Here is a 26,661-nt window from a genome sequence, read left to right as displayed (position 1 = left end):
TTGTAGGGGAGATAGCTGGTCGTCATCATTCAACAACGTTTACCCCATCCATTTGGATGACATATCGTTCTGCCGCGCAGACTCCTAGAGCAGTGACTGGTCGATCCTGGGCACCTTTGGCGCCAGTTGCATGAGCTTGTCCACTTGGACGCTCACGAAATCACGGATGCGCCCCACAAGGACCCGTTCCTCGCCCACGTACACCTCCGACTGCGCCAGATCCCCCGCGACGCGCGTTATCGCGTGCGCCATACGCGTCAGTTCACGTGCAAGGAAAGGCCTGGGCGTACCCGTACGCTGAGCGAAGTACGCAAGTTCAAAAGCGGTGATCTCTTCCAGCCGGAATGCGTCGCCATAAGCCAGTGCCATGTCTTGCTCGACAACATCTCCATAAGCGTTGACGGATACCAAATCGTAAAAAGGCGCGGGCGACAGGCCGGCGGGACGCACATGGAAAGATAGATTTTTGCCGTGCGCGTCGCTGTTGCCGATGAAGAGCTGAAACAGCGCCCACCGCAGCATGATCTGGCGGGCATGTGCAGGGTTCTCAAGATGTGGATCAAGCGCGAACAGCTTTTCAAAGCTCGCGCCCTCCCTGATGTCGCGAACCGCCTGGGCGTTACCGAAGTTGCGCTCGTACTTGAGGCTCACGGGCAAATCCAGCGCTTGACAGCCGTCAATAACGTGCGTGCGGCGAACTCGAAGCGCGGTCACGCCGTCGGCGGGATCGACCTCCACTTCACGGTCAAAACGCTCGATGAGCAGTATCGGCTCCGGAATCCGGCGAATTTGTACTGCCGCCGTGGGCAGCCCGATGCTCGCGGCCAGCGTCATGCAGAAGTGCTCGTTTGCAACCATGAAAGCGGATGCGGGATTGAGAGACTCCGGCTTAAGGATGTGCGTCGAGCTGATGGGTCCGCCGTCCACGAGCGAGAGCGACTCCCCCTCGACCAGCACCTGCAATTTGTCCTGGAAGCCCGCTACCGACAGCCTGAGCTTGCGGTCCCAGACCGGAAAGGGGATCTCGTCGCGGCGACGAATACGCTCGCTCAGCTCTTCATTGAGCACGATTCGGCGCACTGGCGGCGCGTCTTTCTCTTCGACGGCCGTGCGCTCGGCTTCCGAAGCTTCGGCGCCGCTCTCGGCGGGCGCTCCCTCTCTGGCCACGGCCGTAAAACTCAATGCGCCGACCGGTTCTTTCCCCAGGATATGCACCAGACCGAATGTGTTGTCCTTCGACATCTGGTACATGACCGAGGCGACCTCGAGCGCGCGCCCTTCGGGAAGCAAATTCGAGAGAAAACGATGCACCGTCCCAAGTTTCGGCGGCTCTCCCGATAGTGGGATATGTGGCGAAAGCGGGAAAGCAGCATCCTTGGCCTGCCAGTGTTCATCGTATGTGAAGCTGTAGATGTCCTGCTGCGACTCGAACCCGATCTGCCCTACCCACCCATCCTGAGTCGAAACATTGAGCACGTGCGCCATCAGGATTGCCTCGCCGAAAGAGGCGTTTTCGCATGGCTTGTCGTCACACCCAGCGCCCGAAGCGCTGTCGTCGACTCGCTCTTTGGGAGCACCAGCATGTTTAGCCCAAGGCCTTCGAGCACGCGGAAAAGTCGGTCGGAGCCGACTGGATGGCCGTTTTCAAGCCGGGAAAGCACGTTAGAGGACACGCCGAGCAAGGCGGCCGCGTCGTCGATACGCATCGACTGCTGCAACCGACGATTACGCACGAGCGCACCGAGCGCGGCCGAGTCCAGCGCCAGCGGGTTGATGTCCGGATTGTGAGGTGACAGAGTTCGAGCCATAGTTGCTCTATATGGAAACAATAAGGGTCAACCCGGCACTTGGAACCATAGTTTCTCTATCAAGAAACTATGGTTCAACAGGCCCTCGTTGAATGGATACTTGCGTTATATGTAAATATAGCCCGCGCACTGTGTTTTGACTTCGATAATTTCTATATTTGCACAATAATGCGGATTATATTTGAGCCGGCCGCCTTTGCTGAGCCCGCCAGTTGGCGCCGTGCAGAATGCGAATCTCCGGAGAACGCTCATTGCAGCGGTCTACTTTGGGCGGAAAAATCGGGGGAAGGGACAACCTTCGCACTGGCGGCGAATTAGCAAAATGACAAACCAACGCCTGCAAATTGATGGCCTTACGGTTCAGCAGTCCATCGGGAGCATCAGTTGCGTGGAGACTCACCCTATGCCAGGCACGCTCGACACGAGAAAAACCCCGACGAGTCGGGGCTTTTAAAGGTGAAACGAGGGTTCACAAGCTCAGCGGTCGGTATTCACCCGTTCGCGTTTGGTATCGAACTCGACCGGACTGACGTCGACAAGCGCCCATACCGCGCCCACATACTCGGATCGATGACGCAGCACTTCGACCGGCATAACAGACAGGTCAACCTCTTCGCCGCATTCGGTCAACGTGGCGACATGGTTTTCGATTGCCTCGCGAGTGTTGTGAATCGCCTGTTCGATCGTGTCTCCCCACGAGTGACAGCCGGCAATATCCGGCACGATCACGCCGTACACGCTCCCCTCGTCCTTGTGGATCGCCACTGGAAATTCCATATATCTCACCCTGATAGTGTGCTGCGGCGCTGAAGCAAACCGGTTCCGTTACCTCAACGCACAAGCCCCTCAATGCGGCAATTCCGCCGCGCCCATCCGCCGCGTAATCACCCCCGCCCGCTGCGATAAATACGCGGACCCGCGATGTTCATCGAAGTATTTCGGCCGGGGCAACATCACCGCGAGCCGCGCCGATTGCCACGCGCTCAGCTTCGACGCCGACGTCTTGTAGTAATAATGCGCCGCCGCTTCCGCCCCATAAACGCCATTGCCCCACTCCACCGAATTCAGGTAGATCTCGAAGATGCGTTCCTTGTCCATCCAGAGCTCGAGCATCGATGTGATGACTAGTTCCTGCGCCTTCCTCACATAGCTCTTTTCCCGCGATAAAAACAGGTTGCGCGCCAGTTGCTGCGAGATGGTCGACCCACCCGCGACAATCTTGCCGCGCGCCTTGTTCTTCTCCCAGGCTTGCAGGATGGCGTCGGTTTCGTAACCGTTGTTGTTGACGAAGTTCGCGTCCTCGGACGCAATGATCGCGCGCTTCAGGTTGCGCGAAATCTGGTCGTACGGAACCCAGGTGCGCTGGATGCCGAGATCGGGACGGTCTTGCGCAAGCCGCCACGCATCCGAACGCATGAACGCCGTCGATGAAGGATTAACGAACGTATAAATCCCGACCATCGCGAAGAAGTAGACCTGCGTGGCAATGACGGCAATCGCCATGACCGAGATCCCGTAGACAATCCACCGAGCCGGCCCGAGACGAACGGGCGATTTTGTTCTTGTCATCGTGCTTCTTCTGGTTGGAACGAAACGGCGCGCTGATCCACGCGCTCAACTAAACCTTCGTCGATAACTCCAGCCGCAACGCCCGCAGCACCGCGCCGCTATCCGGGCGCACCCCGCGCCACAGGAAAAACGATTCGGCCGCTTGTTCGACGAGCATCCCGAGACCGTCCGTCGAACGCGCGCCGAGGCTGTCGGCGTGACGCATGAACACGGTCGGCTGGGCGCTGTACATCATGTCGTAGGCGAGCGTGCCGGGGCCAAACGAACCGTCATCGCAATCGGGCACAGAGTCGTCGAGACTGCCTGCCGTCGCGTTGACGATCACATCGTACGGGCCCGCTTCGACGCTATCCGCGCCGCCGCCGGAGAAACGCACATGCGCGGCGTGCGCGGCATCGGAGAAGTGATCGATGAGCTGCTGCGCCTTCGACGCCGTCCTGTTCGCAATAGTCAACGCCGCCACGCCGCCATCGAGCATGGGCAGCACGACGCCGCGTGCGGCTCCGCCCGCGCCGAGCAGCAGCACGCGCGCGCCCTTCAACCCCACGCCCAGATTCCCTTCGATATCACGAACAAGGCCCACCCCGTCCGTGTTGTCACCGAGCACGCCATCTGCACTGAATGCCAACGTGTTCACCGCACCCGCTGCGGCGGCGCGCGGCGTGAGCGTATTCGCGAAAGCGTGCGCATCGAGCTTGAACGGTACCGTCACGTTCATGCCGCGACCACCGGCTTCAATGAACGCACGGACATCGCCGGCGAACGCGCCGATTGTCCCGAGCACGCGCCCGTACTCGATCGCCTCACCAGTCTGCTCAGCAAAACGCGCGTGAATCCACGGCGATTTGCTATGCGCAACCGGATTGCCGATCACGGCATAGTGGTCCAGATCGTCCCGAGATACAGCGCCCGAAGTCATCGCGTCGGCTCCGTCGCGTCAGGCGTGCTTTCACCGGCTGGTTCATCCGTGGGAGATTCACCATCTGGCCCGGCACCTTCGGGCGCCGCTTCCGCCTGCGCCTCAGCTTCGCTCTCGGCGCTCAAATCTTCCGCTTCGATCAACTCTTCTTCCGCCTCGTCCTGCTGCGCCTCGGCTTCCTGCGTCGACGTGGCCGAAGGCGCATCGATCACATGCAGCAAACGGCACGACGCCTCGACGGTGAGTTCATCGAGACTCATGACGTCCAGCATCACCTTCGTCCCGCGCGCGTGCACGCCCAGACCTGGCACATGCAGCATCAGCGGGATTTCATCCAGACGCACGAGATCATCTTTCACCACCGACGCCGCCACGTGCTTCTTGCCCTCCTGCTTCAACCAGCGCAGGCACCAGAAATACTCCATGCGCCGCTGATAATCGGCGTACGCGGAATACTGGTCATCGAAGCCCTGAACAACAGCAAACAGATCGGCGTCTTTCGGCTTGAACGGCGCGACCAGTGCCGCCGTCACGCCATGCCGCACGCACGCGAGCAACTGCCATTGATTGACCAGGTCGACGTATCGACGCAACGGCGACGTGCTCCACGCATATTGCGCAACGCCCAGCCCTTCGTGCGGCGCGGGCGTGGTCTGCATGCGCGTGCGCTTCGGACCCGGCGCGCCAAATCCGCGTTGCGAGCGGTAGATCCCCGGCACGCTGTGATCGTTGAGAAACGCGCCCCACGATGAATTCGCGAGAATCGCCAGCTCGGCGACGATCAGGTCGAGCGGAGACCCGCGTCGACGCGGCGTGATCGTGATGTGCTCGCCTTCCACATAGAAATTGAAGTCGTTGTTGCGCTGCACTTCGCGCCGCAGACCATACCCCGCACGCGCTTCCTGACGCTTTTCGAACAGCGCCTGCGCGAGCGGCCACAGCACCGCGATGTCATCCTTGTGCGCATACTCGCCGCTGCCTGCCGCGAGCGATTCCTCGGTGACATGTTCGTCCAGATGGTTGTGTCGAAGATTGCTCTTCACGAACACACGCTCGGCGCGCGTTTCGGTCGCGACAATTTCCTGCGTCTCCCGATTCACAATGATGTACAGCGACAACGCCGGCCGCAATCCACCTTCAGCCAGCGTGAACGCTTCCACCACGCTGTCCGGCAGCATCGTGATCTTGTCGCCGGGCATGTACACGGTGGACAAGCGGGTGCGCGCGATCGCATCGATCATGTCGCCGCGCGAGATCCCGAGCGCTGGCGCCGCGATGTGAATACCGACGCGCACGCGGCCATCGGCGAGATGCTCGACGGAGAACGCGTCATCAATTTCAGTGGTGGTGACGTCATCAATAGAAAACGCCTGCACGTCCGCTTCCGGCAGATCGTCGGGAAGCGGCGGCACCGTGACCGTTGCGAAGCCCGTCCCGTGCGGGAAAAACTCCGACAGGAAACGCGCTTCGTGCAACGCACGCGCCGACGGAATGCCGCCCACTTCCAGCATCAGCCGCGCTTGCGAAATCCCGCGCGTAGCGGCGGCGGCTTCGAGCGCCTTATATTCAATAGAGTTCTTGTCCGGCTTCGTCAGCAAGCCGATCGCCTTGCCCACCAATGCATCGGGCAGTTTTCCCGCGACCAGTTCCGCTTCGTAACCCGCTTGCACCAGCGCCAGTTGCCGTTTCTTTTCCAGCCCGGCCAGCGCCATTTGCAGCTGTTCCTGCGGCGCGCGCTGATATTGCCCGCGCCCCTTGCGGCGGAAATACACCGGGGAACCGTGCATGCGCAGCACGAGCGCGGCGCGTTCGGTAGCGCCGAATTTATCGCCGAAATAATCAGCGCCCAGTTCAGCGAACGGAAATTCATCTTCCGGCGCGCACTCCCACAGGAAGTCGAGATCGATGTCCTGTGCGATAGCATCGGCCTGTTGCATCAGATCGGCTGCGTTCGGTTTCTCGAATTCGATCAATACGTCTTTGGCGCGCACCTTCGCGCGCCGTCCGCCCGGCAACTCGACCTGAAACGCATCGTTCTGCTTGGACAGAACGGCGCCGGCCTTGAAACTACCTGATTCCTCAAAAAAAACGTTCACTCAATACTCTCGAAAGACTGTTGGTCGGCGTGGCGTCCGGTCGGGTTCACATCCCGCACAAAGCGCCAGGCCCACAAAAAAAGAAACGCTCAGGGTCATCAGGCCGCGACAGCGGGCGGCCGGGCTTCGCAGAACGCGAGCACCTGGTCCAGATAACTGGGAAAGTCGCTGATCGCGTGATCGCTGCCCTGGATCAGCGTAGTCCGCACGTCCGGGTAATGCGCGAGCATGGTGCGATAGTCGAGCACTTCGTCGCCGGTGGCCGCGATCAGATAGTAGCGCTCAGGCCGGGTGATGGATGGAACGGAAAGCGCACGCAATTCGTCGATATGACGCGGCTCGACCACAATACTGCCGCCGCCATGCCACAACGGCTGCTCGCCGAGATAACAGCTCAGATCCTCTTGCGGCACGACCGCCGGATTCAGCAGGACGGCACGCCAGCCGTGTTTTTCAGCGAGCCACGTTGCGTAGAACCCGCCGAGCGAGCTACCGATCAACGTGATCTCATCGTCATCGGCCTGTGCGGCGAGCGTTTCAGCCAGCGCGATGGCTTCACGGGGCGAGACCGGCAACGTCGGACATTGCCATTGGTCGATCAGTCCCAACTCTTCCAGCTGTGCGCGCATCAGGCGAGCCTTGAACGATTGTGGTGATGACCGAAAGCCGTGCAGATAAAGAATCACACCCGCTCCTTGATGGCCGGCCGCGCAGAGAGTGCATCGAGCAGCTTCTGATGCACGCCGCCAAAACCGCCGTTGCTCATCACGAGCACGTGGTCGCCAGGACGCGACGCTGCAACGATTGACTTGACGAGCATCGCGAGGTCGTTGAATGCCTGGGCTTTGTTGCCGAGCGGCGCGAGTGCCGCTTGCAGATCCCAGCCGAGCTTGTCGCGGCCTTCGTGCGCGCCGTAGCCGAAGACCAGGTCGGCATCGGCGAGACTGGCCGGCAATTGCGCTTTCATCGTGCCGAGTTTCATCGTGTTCGAACGCGGTTCGAGAACGGCAATAATCCGGCTATTTGCGCCGATACGCGTCCGCAAGCCCGCTACCGTCGTTTCGATCGCGGTGGGGTGATGCGCGAAGTCGTCGTAGACGGTCACGCCGTCCACGCTGCCCTTCACTTCCATCCGGCGTTTCACGTTCCGGAACGTACTCAACGATTGCGTCGCCTGCGCGGGCGGAACGCCCACCGAACGCGCCGCCGCGATCGCCGCCAGCGCATTCATTCGATTGTGCTCACCCTGCACTTGCCAGTCGACCACGCCCTGGCGCTCGCCTTCCCAGTACACGGCGAACTGCTCATCGACGGCAACACCGTCGCTCGCCGGCAGCGCTTCCCAGCCGCCTTGCACGCCGAAGCGCTCGACGCCCGACCAGCAGCCGCGCGTCAGCACGCGCTCGAGCGCGGCTTCGCGACCGTTCGTCACGATCCGGCCGACGCCGGGCACGGTACGTACCAGATGATGAAATTGGGTTTCGATAGCACCAAGATCCGGGAAGATATCGGCGTGATCGAATTCGAGGTTGTTCAGCACCGCCGTGCGCGGGCGATAGTGAACGAACTTGGAGCGTTTATCGAAAAAGGCGGTGTCGTATTCGTCAGCTTCGATGACGAAAAAGCTTGAATCCGTCAGCCGTGCCGAAATGCCGAAATTCAGGGGCACGCCGCCGATCAGGAAGCCCGGATTCATGCCGGCATCTTCGAGCAGCCAGGTCAGCATGGAACTGGTCGTGGTCTTGCCGTGCGTACCGGCGACCGCGAGCACCCATTTACCGTTGAGCACGTGTTCGCCGAGCCACTGCGGACCGGACGTGTAGGGCAAGCCGCGATCGAGGATGATTTCCATCAGCGGATTGCCGCGCGTAACGACATTGCCCACTACATACAGATCCGGCTCAAGCGCGATTTGCTCCACGCCGTAACCTTCGATCAACTCGATGCCCTGCGCTTCGAGCTGGGTGCTCATTGGCGGATAGACGCCCGCGTCGCAGCCGGTAACGCGATGACCCGCTTCGCGGGCGAGGACCGCGAGACCACCCATGAATGTGCCGCAGATACCGAGGATGTGAATGTGCATAAAGCGTGTGTTCGTGGCGGGAGGGCCGTAACGCGGGGAAATGAGCGAGGTATTCCGACGCCCGCTACCCGCGCCCGTAGCGGTACATTGTAACCGACGGATAGACACAGATTTTTGCTGACCGTCGCCCCGCCCCGCCCCCCGCATGCGATCGAAAACCTATCTCCGGTATCATTCCGCCATGATTCGCAAATCACATTTCGATCCGCAACGCGTGCGCGAAGAAATCGCCATTGCGGCGGCGCGGCTGATCGCCGAAGACGGCCTCGACTATTCCACCGCGAAGCGCAAAGCCGCGCGCCAGGTCGTCGGCGAAACACGCATTGGCGGCGAATGGCTTCCGGATAACGGTCAGATCGAAGACGAAATCCGCGAATACCAGGCGATCTTCCAGAGCGAAAGCCAGCCGGCCGTCCTGCGCCGAATGCGCGAAGTCGCACTCGAATGGATGCAACGGCTCCAGCCGTTCAATCCCTACCTGACCGGCGCCGTACTGAACGGCACAGCAGGCGAGCACTCCGACATCCACTTGCAATGCTTCTGCGATAACCCCAAGGAAGTCGCGATTTACCTGCTGAACGCGAACGTTCAATACGACGTATCGGAGACGCGGCACTTTGCCGGCCGCGGTTACGTCGAAACCCTGAGCTTCCTGATGCGCCCCTCGCGCGACGAAGAACCCATGGGTATTCACGTCGCGCTCTACGACACCAACGACCTGCGCGGCGCCGTGCGCGCGGACGGCCGGGGCAAGCTTGCACGTGCAAGCGCCTCCGCCGTGCGCGCATTGCTCGACGAGCCCCCCGCCCCCATACCGGCCACCTCTTTATGAACTCAATGCGCATCGCTGCTGCCCTCGTTATCGCCATTTTGGCAACTGGCGGCGGTTTCTACGCCAGCCATATGATGATGGGCGGTGAAACGAGCCAGGCCGCCGAGGGCACCTCGAAGGCAAGCGGCAACGCCGTCGATGATCTCTGGAAAGCGCAGTTGCAAACCGCTGCCGGAACGCAGCAAGCGCTCGCCTCGTTCAAAGGCAAGCCGGTGGTCGTGAACTTCTGGGCATCGTGGTGCGGCCCTTGCGTGAAGGAAATGCCGACGCTCGCGGCGCTGCATCGGGAATATGAAAAGAAAGGCATCACGTTTATTGGTCTTGGCGTCGATTCCGAGAAAAACGTCAACGCGTTTCTTCAGAAGGTACCCGTCGATTACCCGATCTATATCGCGGGCTTCGGCGGCGCCGATCTTGCACGCAGCTTCGGTAATAACGCGGGCGCGCTGCCCTTCACTGTGGTCATCGATGCGAAAGGTGTGATTCGGTCGACAAAACTCGGCGAAGTCGATCCAAAAGAGCTGAAAGCGACGCTCGACGCCTTATAGACGGCCGTTTGATCCTCCTCAAATCGATATCGATCGCGGGGAGATGCCGTCATTTCCAGAAACTTTCGACGAAAATACGTGCAAAATGCGGGTATCCGACCTGCCTCGTCCCCTGAACCGTCGGTTGGGCGAGTCGTAAAACTAGACAAAATTCTCTAAAGGGCGCTAAAGTGCGCCCAACTCCGCACAAACCAAAGCCACTATGTCCCGACTGCTGGTCCTGCACGGCCCAAATCTTAATCTGCTCGGCACCCGCGAACCGGATGTCTACGGTCGGGTAACCCTCGCAGATATCGATAAGGCGCTCGCAGAAAAGGCACAGGCGGCCGGCGCGGAATTGTCTTCGTTTCAAAGCAATCATGAAGGCGCGATCGTGGACCGCATTCAGCAAGCGCGGACCGAGCAGGTGGACTTCGTGCTGATCAATCCCGCTGCTTATACGCATACGAGCGTCGCGATCCGCGATGCCCTCGCGGGCGTGGCGCTGCCGTTCGTCGAGATTCATTTGTCGAACGTGCACACGCGGGAAGCTTTCCGGCATCACTCCTATTTCTCCGATCTGGCCGTTGCCGTGATTTGCGGCCTGGGCTGGAAAGGCTATCTGTATGCGCTCGATTTCGCTCTCGAGCGTCTTGCTACGAATGCTGTTGTGAAGCCACGCACTTGAGTCGCGATCCGCTCAAAACAAATGAACTGCTCGCACAACCTGATGCGGAGCCTGCGTCTGCAGCATCGGACAAAGCTCCCGTCGGCGGCGCCCAACTACCAAGTCAAGCACCGGAAAAAGCTTCCGGTCACCAAGCATTGAAAGGGGAATTTTCGATGGACCTTCGTAAACTTAAAACGCTTATCGACCTAGTCTCGGAATCCGGCATCTCGGAGCTGGAAGTGACCGAAGGCGAAGGCAAGGTTCGCATCGTCAAGAATGCCGCGCCGGTCTACATGCAGGCTCCGCAGTACATGCAGCAAGCCCCGATGCAGCAAGCTCCGCAATACGGCCATCCGGGCGACGCAGGCAATGCGGGTGCCGCCGCCGGCGCGCCGGCTACGCCGGCTGCCGTCGTGCCGCAAGGTCACGTCGTGACGTCGCCGATGGTCGGCTCGTTCTACCGTGCGCCGTCGCCGGGCGCCGACGCGTTCGTGCAGGTCGGCGACACCGTCAAGGAAGGCCAGACGCTTTGCATCATTGAAGCCATGAAGCTGCTCAATGAAATCGAGTCGGACAAGTCGGGCGTCGTGAAGGAAATCCTGGTCGAGAACGGCCAGGCCGTCGAGTACGGTCAGCCGCTGTTCCTGATCGGCGATTGATCGGCGACTAATTCCCCGCGATGCCGCCGGACAATAAGCGCAGTCAGTCGTCATGCGCCCAGCCGGTGGCCGCAGCACTCGGGCGCTCGCTTGATTAGTTTGATGTGTGAGACTAACGAGCGAGACGCGCCGCCGATCTCCCAGGACCGCCGCGGGCAACCGTCCCGGCGTTCCATCGATGAGTCGAAACCTTGCTATGTTTGAAAAAATCCTCATTGCGAACCGTGGTGAAATCGCGCTCCGAATCCAGCGCGCGTGCCGCGAACTAGGCGTCAAGACGGTCATCGTCTATTCGGAAGCAGATAAAGAAGCCAAGTACGTGAAGTTGGCCGATGAAGCCGTGTGTATCGGACCGGCTCCGTCCAACCTCAGCTACCTCAACATGCCTGCGCTGATCAGCGCGGCCGAAGTCACCGACGCCGAAGCGATCCACCCCGGCTACGGTTTCTTGTCGGAGAACGCGGATTTTGCGGAGCGTGTCGAGCAATCCGGCTTCACGTTCATCGGACCGCGTCCGGAAACCATCCGCCTGATGGGCGACAAAGTTTCCGCCAAGCAAACGATGATCAAGACGGGCGTGCCGTGCGTCCCGGGTTCCGAAGGCGCATTGCCCGACGATCCGAAAGAAATCGTGAAGATTGCACGCGCCGTGGGGTATCCGGTGATCATCAAGGCAGCAGGCGGTGGCGGCGGGCGTGGGATGCGCGTGGTGCACACCGAAGCGGCGCTGGTGAACGCGGTGAACATGACCCGCGAAGAAGCCGGCCGTGCGTTCGGCAACCCGCAGGTCTACATGGAGAAATTCCTGGAGAACCCGCGGCACATTGAAATCCAGATTCTTGCCGACTCGTTCCGTAACGCAATCTGGCTCGGTGAACGCGATTGCTCCACGCAGCGCCGTCACCAGAAGGTGATTGAAGAAGCCCCGGCGCCGGGTATTGCGCGACGCCTGATCGAGCGGATTGGCGATCGCTGCGCCGACGCCTGCAAGAAGATGGGTTATCTCGGCGCGGGTACGTTCGAATTCCTGTACGAGAACAATGAGTTCTATTTCATCGAAATGAACACGCGCGTGCAGGTCGAGCACCCGGTGACGGAGCTGATTACCGGCGTGGATATTGTGCAGGAACAGATCCGTATTGCTGCCGGCGAAAAGCTCGCGTTCCGCCAGAAGGACATCGTGTTTCGCGGTCACGCGATCGAATGCCGGATCAACGCCGAAGATCCGTTCAAGTTCACGCCGTCGCCGGGACGTCTTACGTCATGGCATATGCCGGGCGGTCCGGGCATTCGTGTCGATTCGCACGCGTACAACGGCTATTTCGTGCCGCCAAACTACGATTCGATGATCGGTAAGCTGATCTCTTACGGCGCGACTCGCGAGCAGGCGATCAACCGCATGCGCATTGCGCTGTCGGAGATGGTCGTGGAAGGCATCTCGACCAACATCCCGCTGCATCGCGAGATGATGATCGATGCGAAGTTCGTCGAAGGCGGCACGAGCATTCACTACCTCGAAAACAAGCTCGCTGCGCGCAAGGCGGCAGCTGCCGTTGCTGCAGAAGACGCGGCGCAGTAACGCAATAAGTAAGGTTTGAAGATGAGCTACCGGGAATTGATCGCCGAGCTGGACCGGGAACACGCCGAAGCGTTGTCGGATGCGCTGTTGGAGTTGGGCGCGCTGTCGGTGTCTGTTGAAGATGCCGACGCCGATACCCCCGACGAGCAACCGCTGTTCGGCGAACCCGGCCTCACGCCGGACCAGAAGGCGTGGAACCGCTCGCGCGTGGTCGCCCTTCTGGCGGATGCCGCCGATCCCGCCGTGTTGCTTGCGGCGGCGGCCAATGAGATCGGCTTGAAGGACACGCCGGTCTTCACGCTGCGCGATGTCGAGGATCAGGACTGGGTGCGCCTCACGCAATCCCAGTTCGATCCGATTCCTATCGGCAAGCGGATTTGGGTCGTGCCGTCGTGGCATGCAGCACCCGATCCCGACGCACTCGTGCTCGAACTTGATCCAGGTCTCGCGTTCGGTACCGGCAGCCATCCGACTACACGGCTGTGCATGGAATGGCTGGAACAGTCGGTTGAGCAAAACCAGTCCGTGCTCGATTACGGTTGCGGTTCCGGCATCCTCGCGATCCTGGCGAAGAAATGCGGTGCGAATCCGGTGATCGGTATCGATATCGATCCGCAAGCCGTGGAATCCGCGCGTCAAAATAGCGAGCGCAATCACGCCGATGTCACCTACGGCTTGCCCGCCGATCTCCCCGAAGGGCAATTCGATATCGTGGTCGCGAACATTCTGTCGAACCCGCTGAAGCTGATGGCGTCCATGCTTTCAGCACGCGTGAAACCGGGCGGACGCATCGCTTTGTCGGGCATTCTGGCGCGCCAGGCTGACGAAGTGGCCGCCGTCTATGCGCACTGGATCGACATCAGCGTATGGCAGGAACACGAAGGCTGGGTGTGTCTTGCCGGTACCCGCCGCGAAAGCCTTTAGAATAGCGCCATCGTCCATCTACCGGCCTCTGGCCTTCGGCTACATATGGCGCTGGCAACCCGCTGTCCCCACTGCGAAACGGTGTTCCGTCTTGACCCGCATCTACTCGCGCCGCACGACGGCCGCGTGCGTTGCGGTCATTGCCAGGAAATCTTCGACGCAGCTCATTACCAGTTCGACCGCGACGAAACCGTCATGGCCGCGCTGGCTGCAACCGCGCCCAATTACGCCGCAGATCCGGCAAGCCCGTGGGCAGAGAAGTCGAGCGCCGAAGTCGCAAGCGACAAGCGCGACGCGCTGGGCATCCCTTTGCACCCGTTTATCCCCACCACCGCCCTCGCACCTCAGGCCGAAGCGGAACGCACGCCGGTTGAGCGCGCTGAACCGCTTGGGGGACTCGCTGCCGCTGAAGCGATATCGCACCCGCGTGCGGACAGCGATTTTCCGGGCAAAGGACGCACCGAATTCCCGTGGCAAGCGGTTAATCGCGCTGAGGCGGACGCGCGAGCTGAAGCATCCGCCGATACCCCCGCCCGCACAGAACCGCGTGCCGATTCTTTCGTGGGTCGTAACGATGGCGATCCGCTGAACGAATCGCGCACTGATCCCTTCATTGGCCGCACTGAAAACGAAGCGCTGAATGAGGCACGGGCAGAGTCACGTACGGAGTCGCGTACAGAACCGTTCGTCGGCCGCAGCGCACCGGATGCGGAGCCCGAAACGTCCGCACCCCGCCGCCCAGTCGATACCACCACCCGCTCCGAACCCGCCCCGCTCGGCACACCACCCGCTGCGCCGTGGGCAACAGGCCCCGCCGAGCCGAGCTTCGGCAGCGCAGCTGTGTCGTCTGACCCCCGGTCCGAACCCACGTCTGAGCCGTTCCCCGTTATCCGTGAAACGCGCGCGCCGGTCCGCTCGGGAACCGTTTGGAAGATCATCGGCTCGCTGATCGCGCTTGTGCTGCTTGTCACCCTGCTCGCGCAGTTCGCGTGGTGGGAACGGGAAACCGTGATGGTCAACTGGCCCGCGTCTCAGCCGCTCTTCGTGCAAGCGTGCGAGCAGATTGGCTGCGTGGTCGCACCGCCGCGGGATATCGACGGCCTGCAGATCGAGAACTCCGGTCTGCGCCAGGTGGACGGATCGCACAAGCTTGAGCTGAAACTCTCGCTGCGCAATCGCTTTGACGTGGCGATCGGATATCCGGCGCTGGAGCTCACCCTCCTCGACGACAAGAACAACGTCGCGATCCGTCGCGTCCTGTGGCCGCAAGACTATGCGCGTCCGGGCACGGTTATCGGCGCAGGTCTCGCGGCGCGCAGTACGCAGCCCGTGATCGTGCGGCTCGATACCGGCGATGCGGTCGCGGCGAATTATCGCGTGCAGATTTTTTATCCCTGACGGCGCGTCTGCTTACGCGCGTCTGCTTACGCGCATCCGCTTTCACGTTTTTACGCTTGACCGTTTCCTACGCGTTTTCCGCACGTTTCTATAATTAGCCAGTCGTCTTTTTCCGCGCGTGTCGCTCGTCCGTCCCCGGTCGGGCGACGCGCATATTCCCTGACCATCAGACACTTTCTGGAGTAGACATGAGCCAAGTTACCCTCGGCGGCAATCCGATCGACGTGGCAGGCACGTTCCCGGCAGCCGGCGCAAAAGCAGCTGATTTCACCCTGGTCGGCAAGGATCTGGGCAACCTGACACTGGCGAGCTTCGCCGGCAAGCGCCGAGTCCTGAACATCGTGCCGAGCCTCGACACGCCCACGTGCGCCACCTCCACGCGCAAGTTCAACGTTGCCGCGGCCGGACTCGACAACACCGTGGTCGTGGTCGTGTCGGGCGACCTGCCCTTCGCAGCAACGCGCTTCTGCACGACGGAAGGCATCGAGAACGTGGTGACGGCATCGACATTCCGCGGCCATGACTTCGCGCAGGCCTACGGCGTCGATGTCACGAGCGGACCGTTGACGGGCCTGACGGCGCGCGCAGTGGTGGTGATCGATGAAAACGACAAGGTGCTGTACTCGGAACTCGTGCCGGAAATCAAGGACGAACCGAACTACGACGCAGCGCTGGCCGCGTTGAAGTAAGCATAGAAGAGCGCGGGCCGGTTGCGGCCTGCCTCTCTCCGAGCGGCGGCGAGCCGCTTCTCGAACCACTTCTCGAACCATTTCTCGCCGCGCCGGATAAACACCCGAAGCAAGACTGTTATTCATTCAGCCGTGGCGGGTTCACCTCGCCACGGCCGCAAGCCGCCATGCGCATCCGTGACGGGGTGGAACACCCGCCGCGTGACGAATGCGCAGCGCTTCATGCAGCTATGCACGACGCACAGGAACTCGAGCCTGCGCGCACTTTCATCGACGTACTTTCATCGACGCCCGCTCGTCGATTTACTTTCAGGGAATTCGCCAGTGTCTACGCTCATCTGCGGCTCGCTCGCCTACGACAACATCATGACGTTCCAGGGCCGCTTCGGCGACCACATCCTGCCGGACCAGGTGCATCAGCTGAACATCAGCTTCCTCGTCCCCACGATGCGGCGCAACTTCGGCGGCTGCGCGGGCAACATCGCCTACGCGCTGAAGCTGCTCGGCGGCGACGCGAAGATCATGGCCACGCTCGGCGAAGCCGACGCCCAGCTCTACCTCGATCGTTTCGATGCGCTGGGTCTGTCGAAGGAATATGTGCGCGTCCTGCCCGACCAGCATTCGGCGCAATGCTTCATCACGACAGATCTCGGGAACAACCAGATCACCGCCTTCCACCCGGGCGCGATGATGGACTCACACCTGAACCACGCTGGCGAAACCAAGGGCATCACGCTGGGCATAGTTGCACCGGACGGCGCCGACGGCATGCGCCAGCACGTCGAGGAACTGGCGGCAGCAGGCGTGCCCTTCGCCTTTGATCCGGGCCAGGGCCTGCCGATCCTCGAAGGTGTGGAACTTCGTCGCATGATTGAACTCGCCACTTACGTGGCAGTCAACGATTACGAGGCGAAATTGCTGAGCAACAAGACCGGTTGGTCGATCGACGAAATTCTGAGCCGTGTGCAAGCACTCGTGATCACACGTGGCGAACACGGCGCGCAGATTTTGCACGCTGAAGGCATCGAAGAAATTCCGGCCGTTAAGGCTCAGAAAGTCGTTGATCCAACCGGTTGCGGCGACGCATTCCGCGGTGGCTTGCTGTATGGCATCGAGAACAAGCTGGGCTGGGCAAAAACGGGCCGTCTCGCCAGCCTGATGGGTGCGCTGAAAATCGAACATCAGGGACCGCAGACGTATGCACCCACCCGTGCCGAGATCGGCGAGCGCTTCCAGGAGGCATTTGGTTCGGCGCTCTAAGCGGTTGAAGCCCTGCAGTGAAGAAGGTTGAAATGCGTCATTGAAGCGAATTTGGGCGACGCTTGAGCAATGACATGTAGCGGCAGGCTGTTGGCTTTTGCGAGCAACAGCCTGCCGTAATTTTGTGTGGAGTGAGAGTGAGAATGAGCATGACAAGTCGTATGGCGCTGGCAGCAGCGCTTCTTAGTTCCGTCGTCGTGACGGGGTGTGCCTATAACAGTAGTTCGCCCGATGTGTACACCGCGTCGCAGGCCCAGCGCGAAGAAACGGTCCGCATGGCTACCGTCGACAGCGTGCGCGGTGTGAAGATCAGCACGAACAACGGCCAGCCTAGCGGGCTTGGCGCTATCGGCGGCGGTGCATTGGGTGCGGTGGCCGGCAGCGCGCTCGGCGGCGGCCGTGGTTCGATCGTGACGGGAATCATCGGTGGGATCGCGGGCGCGGTGGCGGGCAATGCTGTCGAGAACGGCGTCGCCACGCAGAATGGACTGGAGATCACCGTGCGCCTGGATAACGGCGACATGCGCGCCATTACTCAAACCGCGACCGGCGAAGTATTCCAGGCCGGCGAGCGCGTTCGGTTGTTATCGAGCGGCGGTGTGACGCGAGTGACGCACTAGCGGATGGAGAACGTAGCGGCGTGATCGAATCGATCTTGCCGGGGTGGGAGAAAAGCGCATGCGCCTTCGGGCACATGCGCTTTTTTTCGTCCGGGAATCTGGTGTGCGTTGATGTGATAACGCTGAGCGCGGCGCCTGCGCCACATGTGACGCCGATAAAAAAACCCGCTGCCGGTAACCACCGGGAGCGGGTTTGGACCGCGTAGCACTACACGGTCACGAGACACATCGCGTGTGTCGAAGTACTGTTACAGCCTGCGCTTACGGACGGCTGCCCGTCGGGAACGGCCATGCAGCGGCCGGATTCAACGCCGTCTTGACCGTTGCAGCCGGGGCCGGCGCTGCAGGTGTCGTTACCGTCGTTGCCGGTGCTACCGCAGTCGTCTTCTTCGCAGCGGCAGCCTTCTTGGCCGGAGCCTTTTTAGCAACCGGAGCGGGCGCTGCAGCAGGAGCAGGAGCCGCAGCCGGAGCAGCAGCTACGGCAGCCTTCTTCGCAGCAGGGGCAGCCTTCTTGGCGGGCGCAGCCTTCTTGGCGGCCGCCTTTTTGGCAGGTGCCTTCTTAGCAGGCGCCTTTTTAGCAGCGGCCTTTTTAGCGGCAGCCTTTTTGGCAGGGGCCTTCTTGGCCGCAGCCTTCTTGGCAGGCGCCTTTTTAGCAGCAGCCTTCTTCGCAGGCGCCTTCTTGGCGGCAACCTTCTTAGCCGCTGCCTTCTTCGCAGGCGCCTTCTTGGCTGCAACCTTCTTCACTGCAACCTTCTTGGCGGCAACTTTCTTCGCCGGCGCCTTCTTGGCTGCAACCTTCTTCGCCGCGACCTTCTTCACTGCGACTTTCTTGGCTGCAACCTTCTTCACTGCAACTTTCTTAGCTGCCGGTGCCTTCTTCGCTGCCGGTGCCTTCTTCACAGCCGGTTTCGCTGCAGCTTTCTTTGCGACGGATTTCTTGGCTAATGCCATCATTTTCTCCTTCAGGTTTCAAGATGAGAGTCAGTTCAAACAACACCCTTCGTCAAAACCCGCTTCCCGCGTGGGCTTCTCAGGACGCACGCTGCGAAGCGGATTATTCATCGGCGTACGCTGATGGAGCTTGCTTACGCTAATGAATACGGCAAGGCGCGCGGTGCCACGAGGCACAGCGCGCCAAATTAAGTCAGCACCAGAAGAAGGTGCCGGCAATCGCTTGATCGGGCCGTCGGCGCTGCCGACGGCATATTTCGGGGGGAAGTTTGCCCGTCCCACTGAAGGGTCCGCAAAACGCCTGTCATCTTTTTGGGCTGTTAAGCCACAAGGCGCACTTTGCATCAGGCGACCGTTCTCCTAAACCTGTTGGCCGGCGCGCGCGCAATTGTCATCGCACGCGAATGGCGCCGGTTTGCCATTCATCCCGTCTGCTCGGCGCCCTCCGCGGGCGCCCGTTCTTGATCTGATTTGATCTGCTTCCCTGCATCTGATTCGTCGCGGCAATGCGTCCATTGCCGCTGACCGACGTTCACTCGTCGATTCGCTTACTCGCTTATTCCCAAGTCAGCGCGCCGCCGGTCTGATACTCGATCACTCGCGTCTCAAAGAAGTTGCGTTCCTTCTTCAAGTCGATCATCTCGCTCATCCACGGGAACGGATTTTCTTCGTTCGGGAACAGCGGGTCGAGGCCGATCTGCTGGCATCGACGGTTACAGATGAACCGCAAATAACTCTTGAACATGGAGGCATTCAGACCGAGCACGCCGCGCGGCATCGTGTCTTCTGCGTACCGATATTCCAGCTCGACGGCTTCCTGGAAGATCTCGCGGATCTCCGCGCGAAATTCCGGCGTCCACAGTTGCGGCTCTTCCAGCTTGATCTGGTTGATCAGGTCGATGCCGAAGTTGCAGTGCATCGACTCGTCGCGCAGGATGTACTGATACTGCTCCGCCGCGCCCGTCATCTTGTTCTGGCGACCCAGCGCCAGGATCTGCGTAAAGCCGACGTAGAAGAAGAGCCCTTCCATCACGCAAGCAAACACGATCAACGACTTTAGCAATTTCTGGTCCGCTTCAAGCGTCCCGGTGGTGAATGCCGGATCGGTCAGCGTGTTGATGAACGGAATCAGGAACTCGTCCTTCGCGCGGATCGAGTCGACTTCGTGATACGCGTTGAAGATTTCGCTCTCGTCCAGACCCAGCGATTCGACGATGTACTGATACGCGTGCGTGTGGATCGCTTCCTCGAACGCCTGGCGCAGCAGGAACTGCCGGCACTCGGGCGCCGTGATGTGGCGATACGTCCCGAGCACGATGTTGTTGGCAGCGAGCGAGTCGGCCGTGACGAAGAAACCGAGGTTGCGCTTCACAATCCGGCGTTCGTCGTCGGACAGGCCGTTCGGGTCCTTCCACAGCGCGATGTCGCGCGACATGTTCACTTCCTGCGGCATCCAGTGGTTCGCACAACCCGCCAGATACTTTTCCCACGCCCACTTGTACTTGAACGGCACCAACTGATTCACGTCGGTCTTGCCGTTGATGATGCGCTTGTCCGCCACATTCACCCGCTTCGCACTGGCCGCCGCGATGTCGCTGGCGCTGGGTGCTGCGGGAGCAACGAAGTCGCTCGCAAAAATATTCGGTGCCGCTGACGTTTGATGAGCCGTTTGAAGAACGCCATGACCAGCAACTTGCGTGGCTGCATGCGAAGTGACTGGAGCTGCAGCGCGCGATGCTTGGCTGACTGCTTGGCTGAAACCCGCAACCTGACCCGCCGGGTTACGCAACGTGTTGTGTTGCGAACCGTTCGAGGGAGTTACGGCAGTGGTCTCGTCATCCCAGTTGAGCATAAATTATCACCATCAATTTAGATCGGTTTGTACCATCTTTCCATGAGCGATAAAAGAGCTTGCTCATAAAAATCCTGTTTTAGTGTTGACGCTGCTACTTGCATACAACACTTTGCGTTGAGCTCACTGCTTGAAGCTTCATGCGAAGTCTCTTTGAACGTGTTCGATGCAGTGCTTGGCGCAGTGCTTCTTCAAGCTCTTTCAGCGTTGCTTTTGCCTGGAGCACCTGCATCGTCCGGCTCTGCTGTGAATCGTCTTGCGTGCGTAATTTGCGTCGTAGTTCAAGCGTGAGATCGAACAGCTTGCACGGCATGATTGCTTCGATGAAAACGTGGAGCGTCTCTCGCGCGTTTCTCACGCATCTCTCATCTTCGCGCTGAGCGTGACCGTGTGCGATCGCCCGGTTAAGTGCTGCTCGCGACTCGTTCAAAATCGGATGAGTCAGGCTTCGGATCATGAGCTTCGACTGAGCTTCGACTGAGCCTCAACCGCCCCGCTTCAACCCACTTTTCAAGTGCTTCCCGACTCTGGAAAACCCGTTGCGCTGAGCTCGCGATCACATGTGTCTTGCTGCGAAAAACGACACGCTGGCGCGTCTCGTTTCCATGTCGAAAGTGTAGCACTCGACGTCGTCATCGCAAAGGCAAAACCACAAAATATTGGGTGTTTCGAGCCTGTGACGACTACCTATAGTACAAACGAATGCGTCATGCAAGAGCAGATTTCAAGCGTGAAAACGCGGCCGAGAGGTCACTGGACGCGCGCATGAATCACCCGGCAGCGCCCGCTTGCGCGCCGCTTTTCAACATCGCTTGTCACGCAGCGGTGTGAGCAATTCACGCAGGTTGTTGTGATCGATTTCGTGCATCAGCGCGAGCAGCCGGCCGAGTTGTCCTGCAGGAAAACCCTCACGTGCGAACCACGCAAGATAGTGACCGGGGAGGTCCGCGATCAAGCGATCCTTGTACTTTCCATAGGGCATCTTCTGCGTGACGAGACGCTGCAAATCTTCCGGGTCCATCGTCGCTCTCCTCGGGTTTTATCGTCGCTCAATGTCGCTCATCGCGGCAACTCGCGATGTCGCTGTCATGATATCGATGCCATAATCCCAGCTTCCCGCCGCGAAGAGATCTCCTTCCGTTCTCCATGTCGCTAGCCATCAAAGCTTTCGTTGCCCCTCTCATCGTCGCCTGCGCGATGTTCATGGAAAGCGTCGATGCCAATGTCATCGTCACCGCGATCCCCGAAATGGCCAAAGCTTTTGGCCGTGATCCCGTCACGCTGAAGATCGCCGTCACCAGTTACGTGCTCGGCCTCGGGGTCTTCATCCCGATCTGCGGCTGGGTCGCCGACCGCTTCGGCGCGCGCACGATCTTCCGTCTCGCCATTGGCATCTTCGTCGCCGGCTCGCTCCTGTGCGCGGCGTCCACCTCGCTGATCCCGTTCACGCTCGCGCGCTTCGTCCAGGGCGTAGGCGGCGCGATGATGGTGCCGGTCGGCCGGATCATCATCTTCCGCTCGGTGCGCCGCTCCGAATTCATCCGCGCGATGAACTATCTCTCGCTGCCCGCCATGTTCGGCCCCGCCGTCGGCCCGCTGCTCGGCGGCTTCATCACGACCTATCTGCACTGGCGCCTGATCTTCTTCATCAACATCCCGATCGGCATCCTCGGCATCTACCTGACGAACCGTTACATCGGTAACGCGCGCGAGCCGCATCCCGGACCGCTCGACTGGTTCGGTTTCTTTTTATCGGCGAGCGGCGGCACATTGTTTCTGCTCGGGCTCTCGCTGATCGGCGGCGAGCTGGTCACCGATCGCACAGCCGCGGGCATGACGCTCGCCGGCGTGGCCTTCTTCATCGTGTATTTGCTGCACTCGCGACGCGTAAAAATTCCGCTCCTCGATCTGCGCTTCCTGCGCGTGCCGACCTTCCAGGCGAGCGTCGTGGGCGGTTCGCTGTTTCGTATCGGCTTGGGCGCGGTGCCCTTCCTGCTTCCGCTTGCGATGCAGGAAGGCCTCGGCATGAGCGCGTTCAAGTCCGGCTCGATCACTTGCGCGTCCGCGTTCGGCGGCATGTTCATGCGCTCGCTCGCGTCGCGCGTGCTGCACCGGTTCGGCTTCCGGCAGACGCTGATGGTCAACGCGGCGCTGTCGGGCATCGCGATCGCCGCCTGCGGCATGTTCTATCCAGGCACGCCGACGTGGGTCATCTGGGCCGTCGTGCTGCTCGGCGGTTTTTTCCCGGCGTTGCAATTTACGAGTCTCAACTCGCTGACGTATGCCGAGATCGAAAGCCGCGATGTGGGCCGCGCGACGAGTCTCGGGAGTTTTATCCAGCAAGTGTCGCTGGGGTTGGGCGTGACAATCGGCGGGATCGCGCTGCAGATTTCGCATGAGCTGCAGGGACATCCGCACATCGTCTGGTCGGATTTCTGGCCTGCGTTCGTGGTCGTTGGATTGTTTTCGTTTCTTTCGATTCCGATTACCGCGAAGTTGGGACGGGACGCGGGGCATGAGATATCGAGAGGCACGCGGGGGTAAAGCGGGTGCGCGGCGTTTCGGAAAGGCGATGCAGCCACCGGAACTCAGCGAGCACAAATAGGCGAGCACAAACAAGAAAAGGCCGGTTCCGAATTCGCCCGCCCCTTCCACGCGGAAAGAACCAACGTTTCGTACCGGCCTTCAATCCCACTGACTATCTGACCAGCGAGAGGCCGATTGCAACGGCCCCGCGCCTTCTACCGCTTACTGGCAAGCCTCGCACTCGTCGAAGCCGGCATCGCCCGGACGCATCATGCAAACCGGACCATCGGCCTCTGCTTCAGCCGCAGCGGCCATTGCCGGTGCCGCGACGGCAGCGGCGTTGAAGCCACCTGTCGACGATCCGTGCGAACCCTGCGAGCCGAATCCGTTGCCGTTCGCGCCTGACGCTCCACCTTCGCCGTTCCCCGAGTTACCCGACGGCACCGAGTTCAGCTGACCGTGAGCGACCGTCGACTTCTCGACGTGCGTGGCGGCCATCGTGCGGAGGTAGTACGTGGTCTTCAAACCGCGCAGCCACGCCAGCTTGTACACCTCGTCCAGCTTCTTGCCCGACGCGCCACCCATATAGATGTTCAGCGATTGCGCCTGGTCGATCCACTTCTGGCGACGCGACGCAGCTTCCACAACCCAGGTCGCGTCCAGTTCGAACGCGGTCGCGTAGATTGCCCGCAGATCAGCCGGAACCCGGTCGATACGCGACAACGTGCCGTCGAAGTACTTCAGGTCCGAGACCATCACTTCGTCCCACAGACCGCGTTCCTTCAGGTCACGCACCAGGTAATCGTTCACGACCGTGAATTCACCTGACAGGTTCGACTTCACGTACAAGTTCTGGAACGTCGGCTCAATACACGCCGACACGCCGATGATGTTCGAAATGGTCGCGGTCGGAGCGATCGCCACGCAGTTCGAGTTGCGCATGCCGTAGTTGGCGATCCGCGAACGCAGTTCGGTCCAGTCCATCGACGCGCTGTCGTCCACTTCCACGTACCCGCCCCGGGCTTCGGCCAGCAGCTTCAGCGAATCCTGCGGGAGAATGCCGCGGTCCCACAGCGAGCCGCGATAGCTCGAGTAACGGCCGCGCTCTTGCGCCAGTTCCGTCGATGCGTAGTAAGCGTAGTAGCAGACCGCTTCCATGGAGGTATCGGCGAATTCGACCGCTTCCTTCGATGCATACGGCGTGCGCAGCAAATGCAGGCAGTCCTGGAAGCCCATGATGCCCATGCCGACCGGACGATGCTTCAGGTTCGAATTACGCGCTTTAGCGACTGCGTAGTAATTGATGTCGATGACGTTGTCGAGCATGCGCATGGCGACGCTGACGGTGCGCTTGAGCTTGTCGTGATCGAGCGCGAGCGTGCCATCGGCTTGCTTCGTCATGTGCGCGACCAGGTTCACCGAGCCGAGGTTACAGACGGCGATTTCGGTGTCGCTGGTGTTGAGCGTGATTTCCGTGCACAGGTTCGACGAGTGGACGACGCCCACGTGCTGCTGCGGCGAACGGATGTTGCACGGATCCTTGAACGTGATCCACGGGTGACCCGTTTCGAACAGCATGCCCAGCATCTTGCGCCACAGTTGCGCGGCCGGAACCTTCTTGAACAGCTTGATCTCGCCGCGTGCGGCTTTCTCTTCATACGCAACGTACGCTTTTTCGAACGGTGCGCCGAACAGGTCGTGCAGGTCCGGGCAGGTTGCCGGCGAGAACAGGGTCCAGTCGCCGTTTTCGTGAACGCGCTTCATGAACAGGTCGGGAATCCAGTTCGCCGTGTTCATGTCGTGCGTGCGGCGACGGTCATCGCCCGTGTTCTTGCGCAGTTCCAGGAATTCTTCGATGTCCAGATGCCACGTTTCCAGGTACGCGCACACCGCGCCCTTGCGCTTGCCGCCTTGGTTCACCGCAACAGCCGTGTCGTTCACAACCTTCAGGAACGGCACCACGCCTTGCGACTTGCCGTTCGTGCCCTTGATGTGCGAACCGAGCGCACGCACGCGCGTCCAGTCGTTGCCGAGGCCGCCCGCGAACTTCGACAGCAGCGCGTTTTCCTTCAGCGCTTCGTAGATGCCATCGAGGTCGTCGGCAACCGTAGTCAGATAGCACGACGACAGTTGCGAACGGCGCGTGCCGGAGTTGAACAGCGTGGGGGTGGACGACATGAAGTCGAAGCTCGACAGCACGTTGTAGAACTCGATTGCCCGCGCTTCGCGGTCGATTTCGTTCAGCGCCAGGCCCATTGCGACGCGCATGAAGAACGCCTGCGGCAATTCGATGCGCTTGTTTTCGTTGTGCAGGAAGTAGCGGTCATACAGCGTCTGCAGGCCGAGGTAACCGAATTGCAGATCGCGATCGGCATCGAGCGCGGCGCCCAAACGCTTCAAGTCGTACTGCTGGAGCTTTTCGTCGAGCAGTTCCGCTTCCACGCCCTGCTTGATGAAGAGCGGAAAGTATTCAGCGTAGCGCGTGGCCATTTCGCCTTGCGAGACGTCTTCTTCCAGGATTTCGCGACGGATGGTGTGCAGCAGGATGCGCGCGGTGACCTGGCTGTACGCCGGGTCTTTTTCGATCATGGTGCGCGCGGCGAGAATGGCGGAGTCATAGACTTGCGCCATCGGCACGCCGTCGTACAGGTTCTTCACCGTTTCCGCGACGATCGGGTCGGCGTTCACTTCGCTGCCGAGATTCACGCACGCTTCGTTGATGCGCGCCTTCAATGCGTCCAGATCCAGCGGATGCGACACGCCGTTGTCGATCACGTTGATTCCCAGCGCGTTCGCCCGGGTTTCCGGCGCGTGCGCGCGCTCTTGCGTGCGCTTCTCGCGATACAGCACGTATGCGCGCGCCACGTTGTGCTCGCCGCCGCGCATCAGCGCGAGTTCGACCTGATCCTGGATATCTTCTATATGGAACGTACCGCCGTTCGGACGGCTGCGAACCAGCGACCGGATAACGCTTTGCGTCAGTTGTTCGACGAGCTCGCGCACGCGTGCCGAGCCTGCGCCCTGGCCGCCGTTTACGGCCAGGAACGCCTTCGTCACAGCGATGGAGATCTTCGACGGCTCGAACGACACCACGGTCCCGTTGCGGCGGATGACTTTGTAGTCGGCCAGTGTGGCGTCCGGCGCGAGCGCGCTGGCGCCCGGCTGGCTCTGTGCGCCGATGGGCCGCACGGAGGCGCCCTCGTAGGAAGTCGTGGCGTTGTCGGTGGTTTGCATGTGCAAATCTCCAGGTGTTCGATGGTGCGGAACGTCCGCGGATTGAGATGCGTGCCGCGCGTGGTGGCTGCTTGTTGCTGCTTTGCTGCTATTCACTATTTTTGCCAACCGCGCACGACGATGAAATTAAAAATTGAAAATGGCCTGGTCGGGAAAATTGCCGGTGCCGTTCTTGCGCTCAGTCTCATGTTTTTCCATGGACCGATACGCTTCAAACCGACGAAGACAACCTCCCTCGCTACGCCCGTTTGCCTCGGTTTTTCAAACTGAATGCCGACGTCTTTTACGCGACAAATCAGTTGCTTACCCGGTGTTTTCTTCTATAGCCGGAAAGCATGCGGCGCCGGCTCTACGAGCGGGGCGCCGCCTGGACAACACAACATATAGTGCGAATTACGTCTCTGAGCACCAAGTATAGTGACATTCCGCACAGTCTCAAAAACTTTTATTTGCTGAAGAATGGCC

25 protein-coding genes are annotated in these 26,661 nt (G+C 60.5%); 11 read left to right on the top strand and 14 right to left on the bottom strand.

Translation table 11 applies throughout. The features are described 5' to 3' along the window. Positions 1-84: 84 nt before the first annotated feature. The 8 genes from FH08_RS0123825 to mpl all read right to left on the bottom strand — a co-directional run bounded on the left by FH08_RS0123825 (position 85) and on the right by mpl (position 8,475). Positions 85-1,485, bottom strand: coding sequence for a HipA domain-containing protein (locus tag FH08_RS0123825; protein ID WP_031360770.1), 1,401 nt, complete (start codon positions 1,483-1,485; stop codon positions 85-87). Continuing rightward, positions 1,485-1,808: a helix-turn-helix domain-containing protein gene (locus tag FH08_RS0123820; protein WP_031360769.1), complete on the bottom strand. Its 324-nt coding sequence runs from the start codon at positions 1,806-1,808 to the stop codon at positions 1,485-1,487. Before FH08_RS0123820 ends, FH08_RS0123825 begins: the two co-directional genes overlap by 1 nt. A gap of 477 nt (positions 1,809-2,285) precedes the next feature. Then, the gene (locus FH08_RS0123815; RefSeq protein WP_051888468.1) at positions 2,286-2,585 is read right to left on the bottom strand and encodes a type II toxin-antitoxin system HicB family antitoxin; all 300 of its coding nucleotides are present in this window, start codon (positions 2,583-2,585) and stop codon (positions 2,286-2,288) included. Positions 2,586-2,654: 69 nt separating this feature from the next. Continuing rightward, positions 2,655-3,377, bottom strand: a complete 723-nt coding sequence (mtgA, locus tag FH08_RS0123810; RefSeq protein ID WP_031360767.1) for a monofunctional biosynthetic peptidoglycan transglycosylase — start codon at positions 3,375-3,377, stop codon at positions 2,655-2,657. Between the two features lie 49 nt (positions 3,378-3,426). After that, on the bottom strand, positions 3,427-4,296 hold the full coding sequence (gene aroE / locus FH08_RS0123805; RefSeq protein ID WP_031360766.1) for a shikimate dehydrogenase: 870 nt from the start codon (positions 4,294-4,296) through the stop codon (positions 3,427-3,429). Next, the gene (locus FH08_RS0123800; RefSeq protein ID WP_031360765.1) at positions 4,293-6,392 is read right to left on the bottom strand and encodes a ribonuclease catalytic domain-containing protein; all 2,100 of its coding nucleotides are present in this window, start codon (positions 6,390-6,392) and stop codon (positions 4,293-4,295) included. Before FH08_RS0123800 ends, aroE begins: the two co-directional genes overlap by 4 nt. A gap of 98 nt (positions 6,393-6,490) precedes the next feature. Next, positions 6,491-7,078, bottom strand: a complete 588-nt coding sequence (locus FH08_RS0123795) for a YqiA/YcfP family alpha/beta fold hydrolase (RefSeq protein ID WP_031360764.1) — start codon at positions 7,076-7,078, stop codon at positions 6,491-6,493. After that, entirely contained in the window at positions 7,075-8,475 is a 1,401-nt protein-coding gene (mpl, locus tag FH08_RS0123790; protein WP_031360763.1) for a UDP-N-acetylmuramate:L-alanyl-gamma-D-glutamyl-meso-diaminopimelate ligase, read from the bottom strand. The genes FH08_RS0123795 and mpl overlap by 4 nt, the downstream gene beginning before the upstream one ends. A gap of 181 nt (positions 8,476-8,656) precedes the next feature. Between mpl and FH08_RS0123785 the strand changes: the two genes are divergently transcribed. The 10 genes from FH08_RS0123785 to FH08_RS0123735 all read left to right on the top strand — a co-directional run bounded on the left by FH08_RS0123785 (position 8,657) and on the right by FH08_RS0123735 (position 17,633). Next, complete coding sequence (locus FH08_RS0123785) at positions 8,657-9,307, top strand: hypothetical protein (protein ID WP_031360762.1); 651 nt, start codon at positions 8,657-8,659, stop codon at positions 9,305-9,307. Then, positions 9,304-9,855, top strand: a complete 552-nt coding sequence (locus tag FH08_RS0123780; RefSeq protein WP_031360761.1) for a TlpA family protein disulfide reductase — start codon at positions 9,304-9,306, stop codon at positions 9,853-9,855. Before FH08_RS0123785 ends, FH08_RS0123780 begins: the two co-directional genes overlap by 4 nt. 202 nt (positions 9,856-10,057) lie before the next feature. Next, complete coding sequence (gene aroQ, locus FH08_RS0123775; protein ID WP_031360760.1) at positions 10,058-10,522, top strand: type II 3-dehydroquinate dehydratase; 465 nt, start codon at positions 10,058-10,060, stop codon at positions 10,520-10,522. Between the two features lie 155 nt (positions 10,523-10,677). Next, positions 10,678-11,163 carry an acetyl-CoA carboxylase biotin carboxyl carrier protein gene (accB, locus tag FH08_RS0123765; protein ID WP_031360759.1) on the top strand — a complete coding sequence of 162 codons (486 nt, stop codon included), beginning with the start codon at positions 10,678-10,680 and terminating at the stop codon, positions 11,161-11,163. Between the two features lie 196 nt (positions 11,164-11,359). Further along, positions 11,360-12,742, top strand: a complete 1,383-nt coding sequence (gene accC, locus FH08_RS0123760) for an acetyl-CoA carboxylase biotin carboxylase subunit (protein WP_031360758.1) — start codon at positions 11,360-11,362, stop codon at positions 12,740-12,742. A gap of 21 nt (positions 12,743-12,763) precedes the next feature. Continuing rightward, on the top strand, positions 12,764-13,666 hold the full coding sequence (prmA, locus tag FH08_RS0123755; protein ID WP_031360757.1) for a 50S ribosomal protein L11 methyltransferase: 903 nt from the start codon (positions 12,764-12,766) through the stop codon (positions 13,664-13,666). A gap of 45 nt (positions 13,667-13,711) precedes the next feature. After that, entirely contained in the window at positions 13,712-15,064 is a 1,353-nt protein-coding gene (locus FH08_RS0123750) for a zinc-ribbon and DUF3426 domain-containing protein (RefSeq protein ID WP_031360756.1), read from the top strand. Between the two features lie 188 nt (positions 15,065-15,252). Continuing rightward, a complete protein-coding gene (tpx, locus tag FH08_RS0123745; RefSeq protein WP_031360755.1) occupies positions 15,253-15,753 on the top strand; it encodes a thiol peroxidase in 501 nt (166 codons plus the stop codon). A 324-nt stretch (positions 15,754-16,077) separates the two neighbouring features. Continuing rightward, positions 16,078-17,013, top strand: a complete 936-nt coding sequence (locus FH08_RS0123740) for a carbohydrate kinase family protein (protein WP_031360754.1) — start codon at positions 16,078-16,080, stop codon at positions 17,011-17,013. Positions 17,014-17,156: 143 nt separating this feature from the next. Then, on the top strand, positions 17,157-17,633 hold the full coding sequence (locus FH08_RS0123735) for a glycine zipper 2TM domain-containing protein (RefSeq protein ID WP_031360753.1): 477 nt from the start codon (positions 17,157-17,159) through the stop codon (positions 17,631-17,633). A gap of 261 nt (positions 17,634-17,894) precedes the next feature. Here the strand turns inward: FH08_RS0123735 and FH08_RS0123730 are convergent, their stop codons facing one another. From FH08_RS0123730 to FH08_RS0123715, 5 genes are all read right to left on the bottom strand, one after another. Then, positions 17,895-18,584, bottom strand: a complete 690-nt coding sequence (locus FH08_RS0123730; RefSeq protein WP_031360752.1) for a histone H1-like DNA-binding protein — start codon at positions 18,582-18,584, stop codon at positions 17,895-17,897. 30 nt (positions 18,585-18,614) lie between these two features. Then, on the bottom strand, positions 18,615-18,929 hold the full coding sequence (locus FH08_RS53495) for a hypothetical protein (RefSeq protein ID WP_075583370.1): 315 nt from the start codon (positions 18,927-18,929) through the stop codon (positions 18,615-18,617). A gap of 211 nt (positions 18,930-19,140) precedes the next feature. Then, a complete protein-coding gene (locus tag FH08_RS0123725) occupies positions 19,141-20,436 on the bottom strand; it encodes a ribonucleotide-diphosphate reductase subunit beta (RefSeq protein ID WP_031360751.1) in 1,296 nt (431 codons plus the stop codon). A 94-nt stretch (positions 20,437-20,530) separates the two neighbouring features. Beyond that, complete coding sequence (locus FH08_RS0123720; protein WP_031360750.1) at positions 20,531-20,893, bottom strand: hypothetical protein; 363 nt, start codon at positions 20,891-20,893, stop codon at positions 20,531-20,533. 345 nt (positions 20,894-21,238) lie between these two features. Next, entirely contained in the window at positions 21,239-21,457 is a 219-nt protein-coding gene (locus FH08_RS0123715; RefSeq protein ID WP_031360749.1) for a DUF3820 family protein, read from the bottom strand. Positions 21,458-21,582: 125 nt separating this feature from the next. Between FH08_RS0123715 and FH08_RS0123710 the strand changes: the two genes are divergently transcribed. Further along, on the top strand, positions 21,583-22,980 hold the full coding sequence (locus tag FH08_RS0123710; RefSeq protein WP_031360748.1) for an MFS transporter: 1,398 nt from the start codon (positions 21,583-21,585) through the stop codon (positions 22,978-22,980). A 204-nt stretch (positions 22,981-23,184) separates the two neighbouring features. On the opposite strand, the gene FH08_RS0123705 is transcribed toward FH08_RS0123710, so the two are convergent. Then, positions 23,185-26,196: a ribonucleoside-diphosphate reductase subunit alpha gene (locus tag FH08_RS0123705; RefSeq protein ID WP_031360747.1), complete on the bottom strand. Its 3,012-nt coding sequence runs from the start codon at positions 26,194-26,196 to the stop codon at positions 23,185-23,187. Positions 26,197-26,661: the final 465 nt, after the last annotated feature.

This window comes from Caballeronia sordidicola (genome assembly GCF_000729995.1).
Lineage (GTDB): Bacteria > Pseudomonadota > Gammaproteobacteria > Burkholderiales > Burkholderiaceae > Caballeronia > Caballeronia sordidicola_A.
The sequence above is the reverse complement of the archived record's forward strand: the minus strand, read 5'-3'. Positions and strand labels throughout refer to the sequence as shown.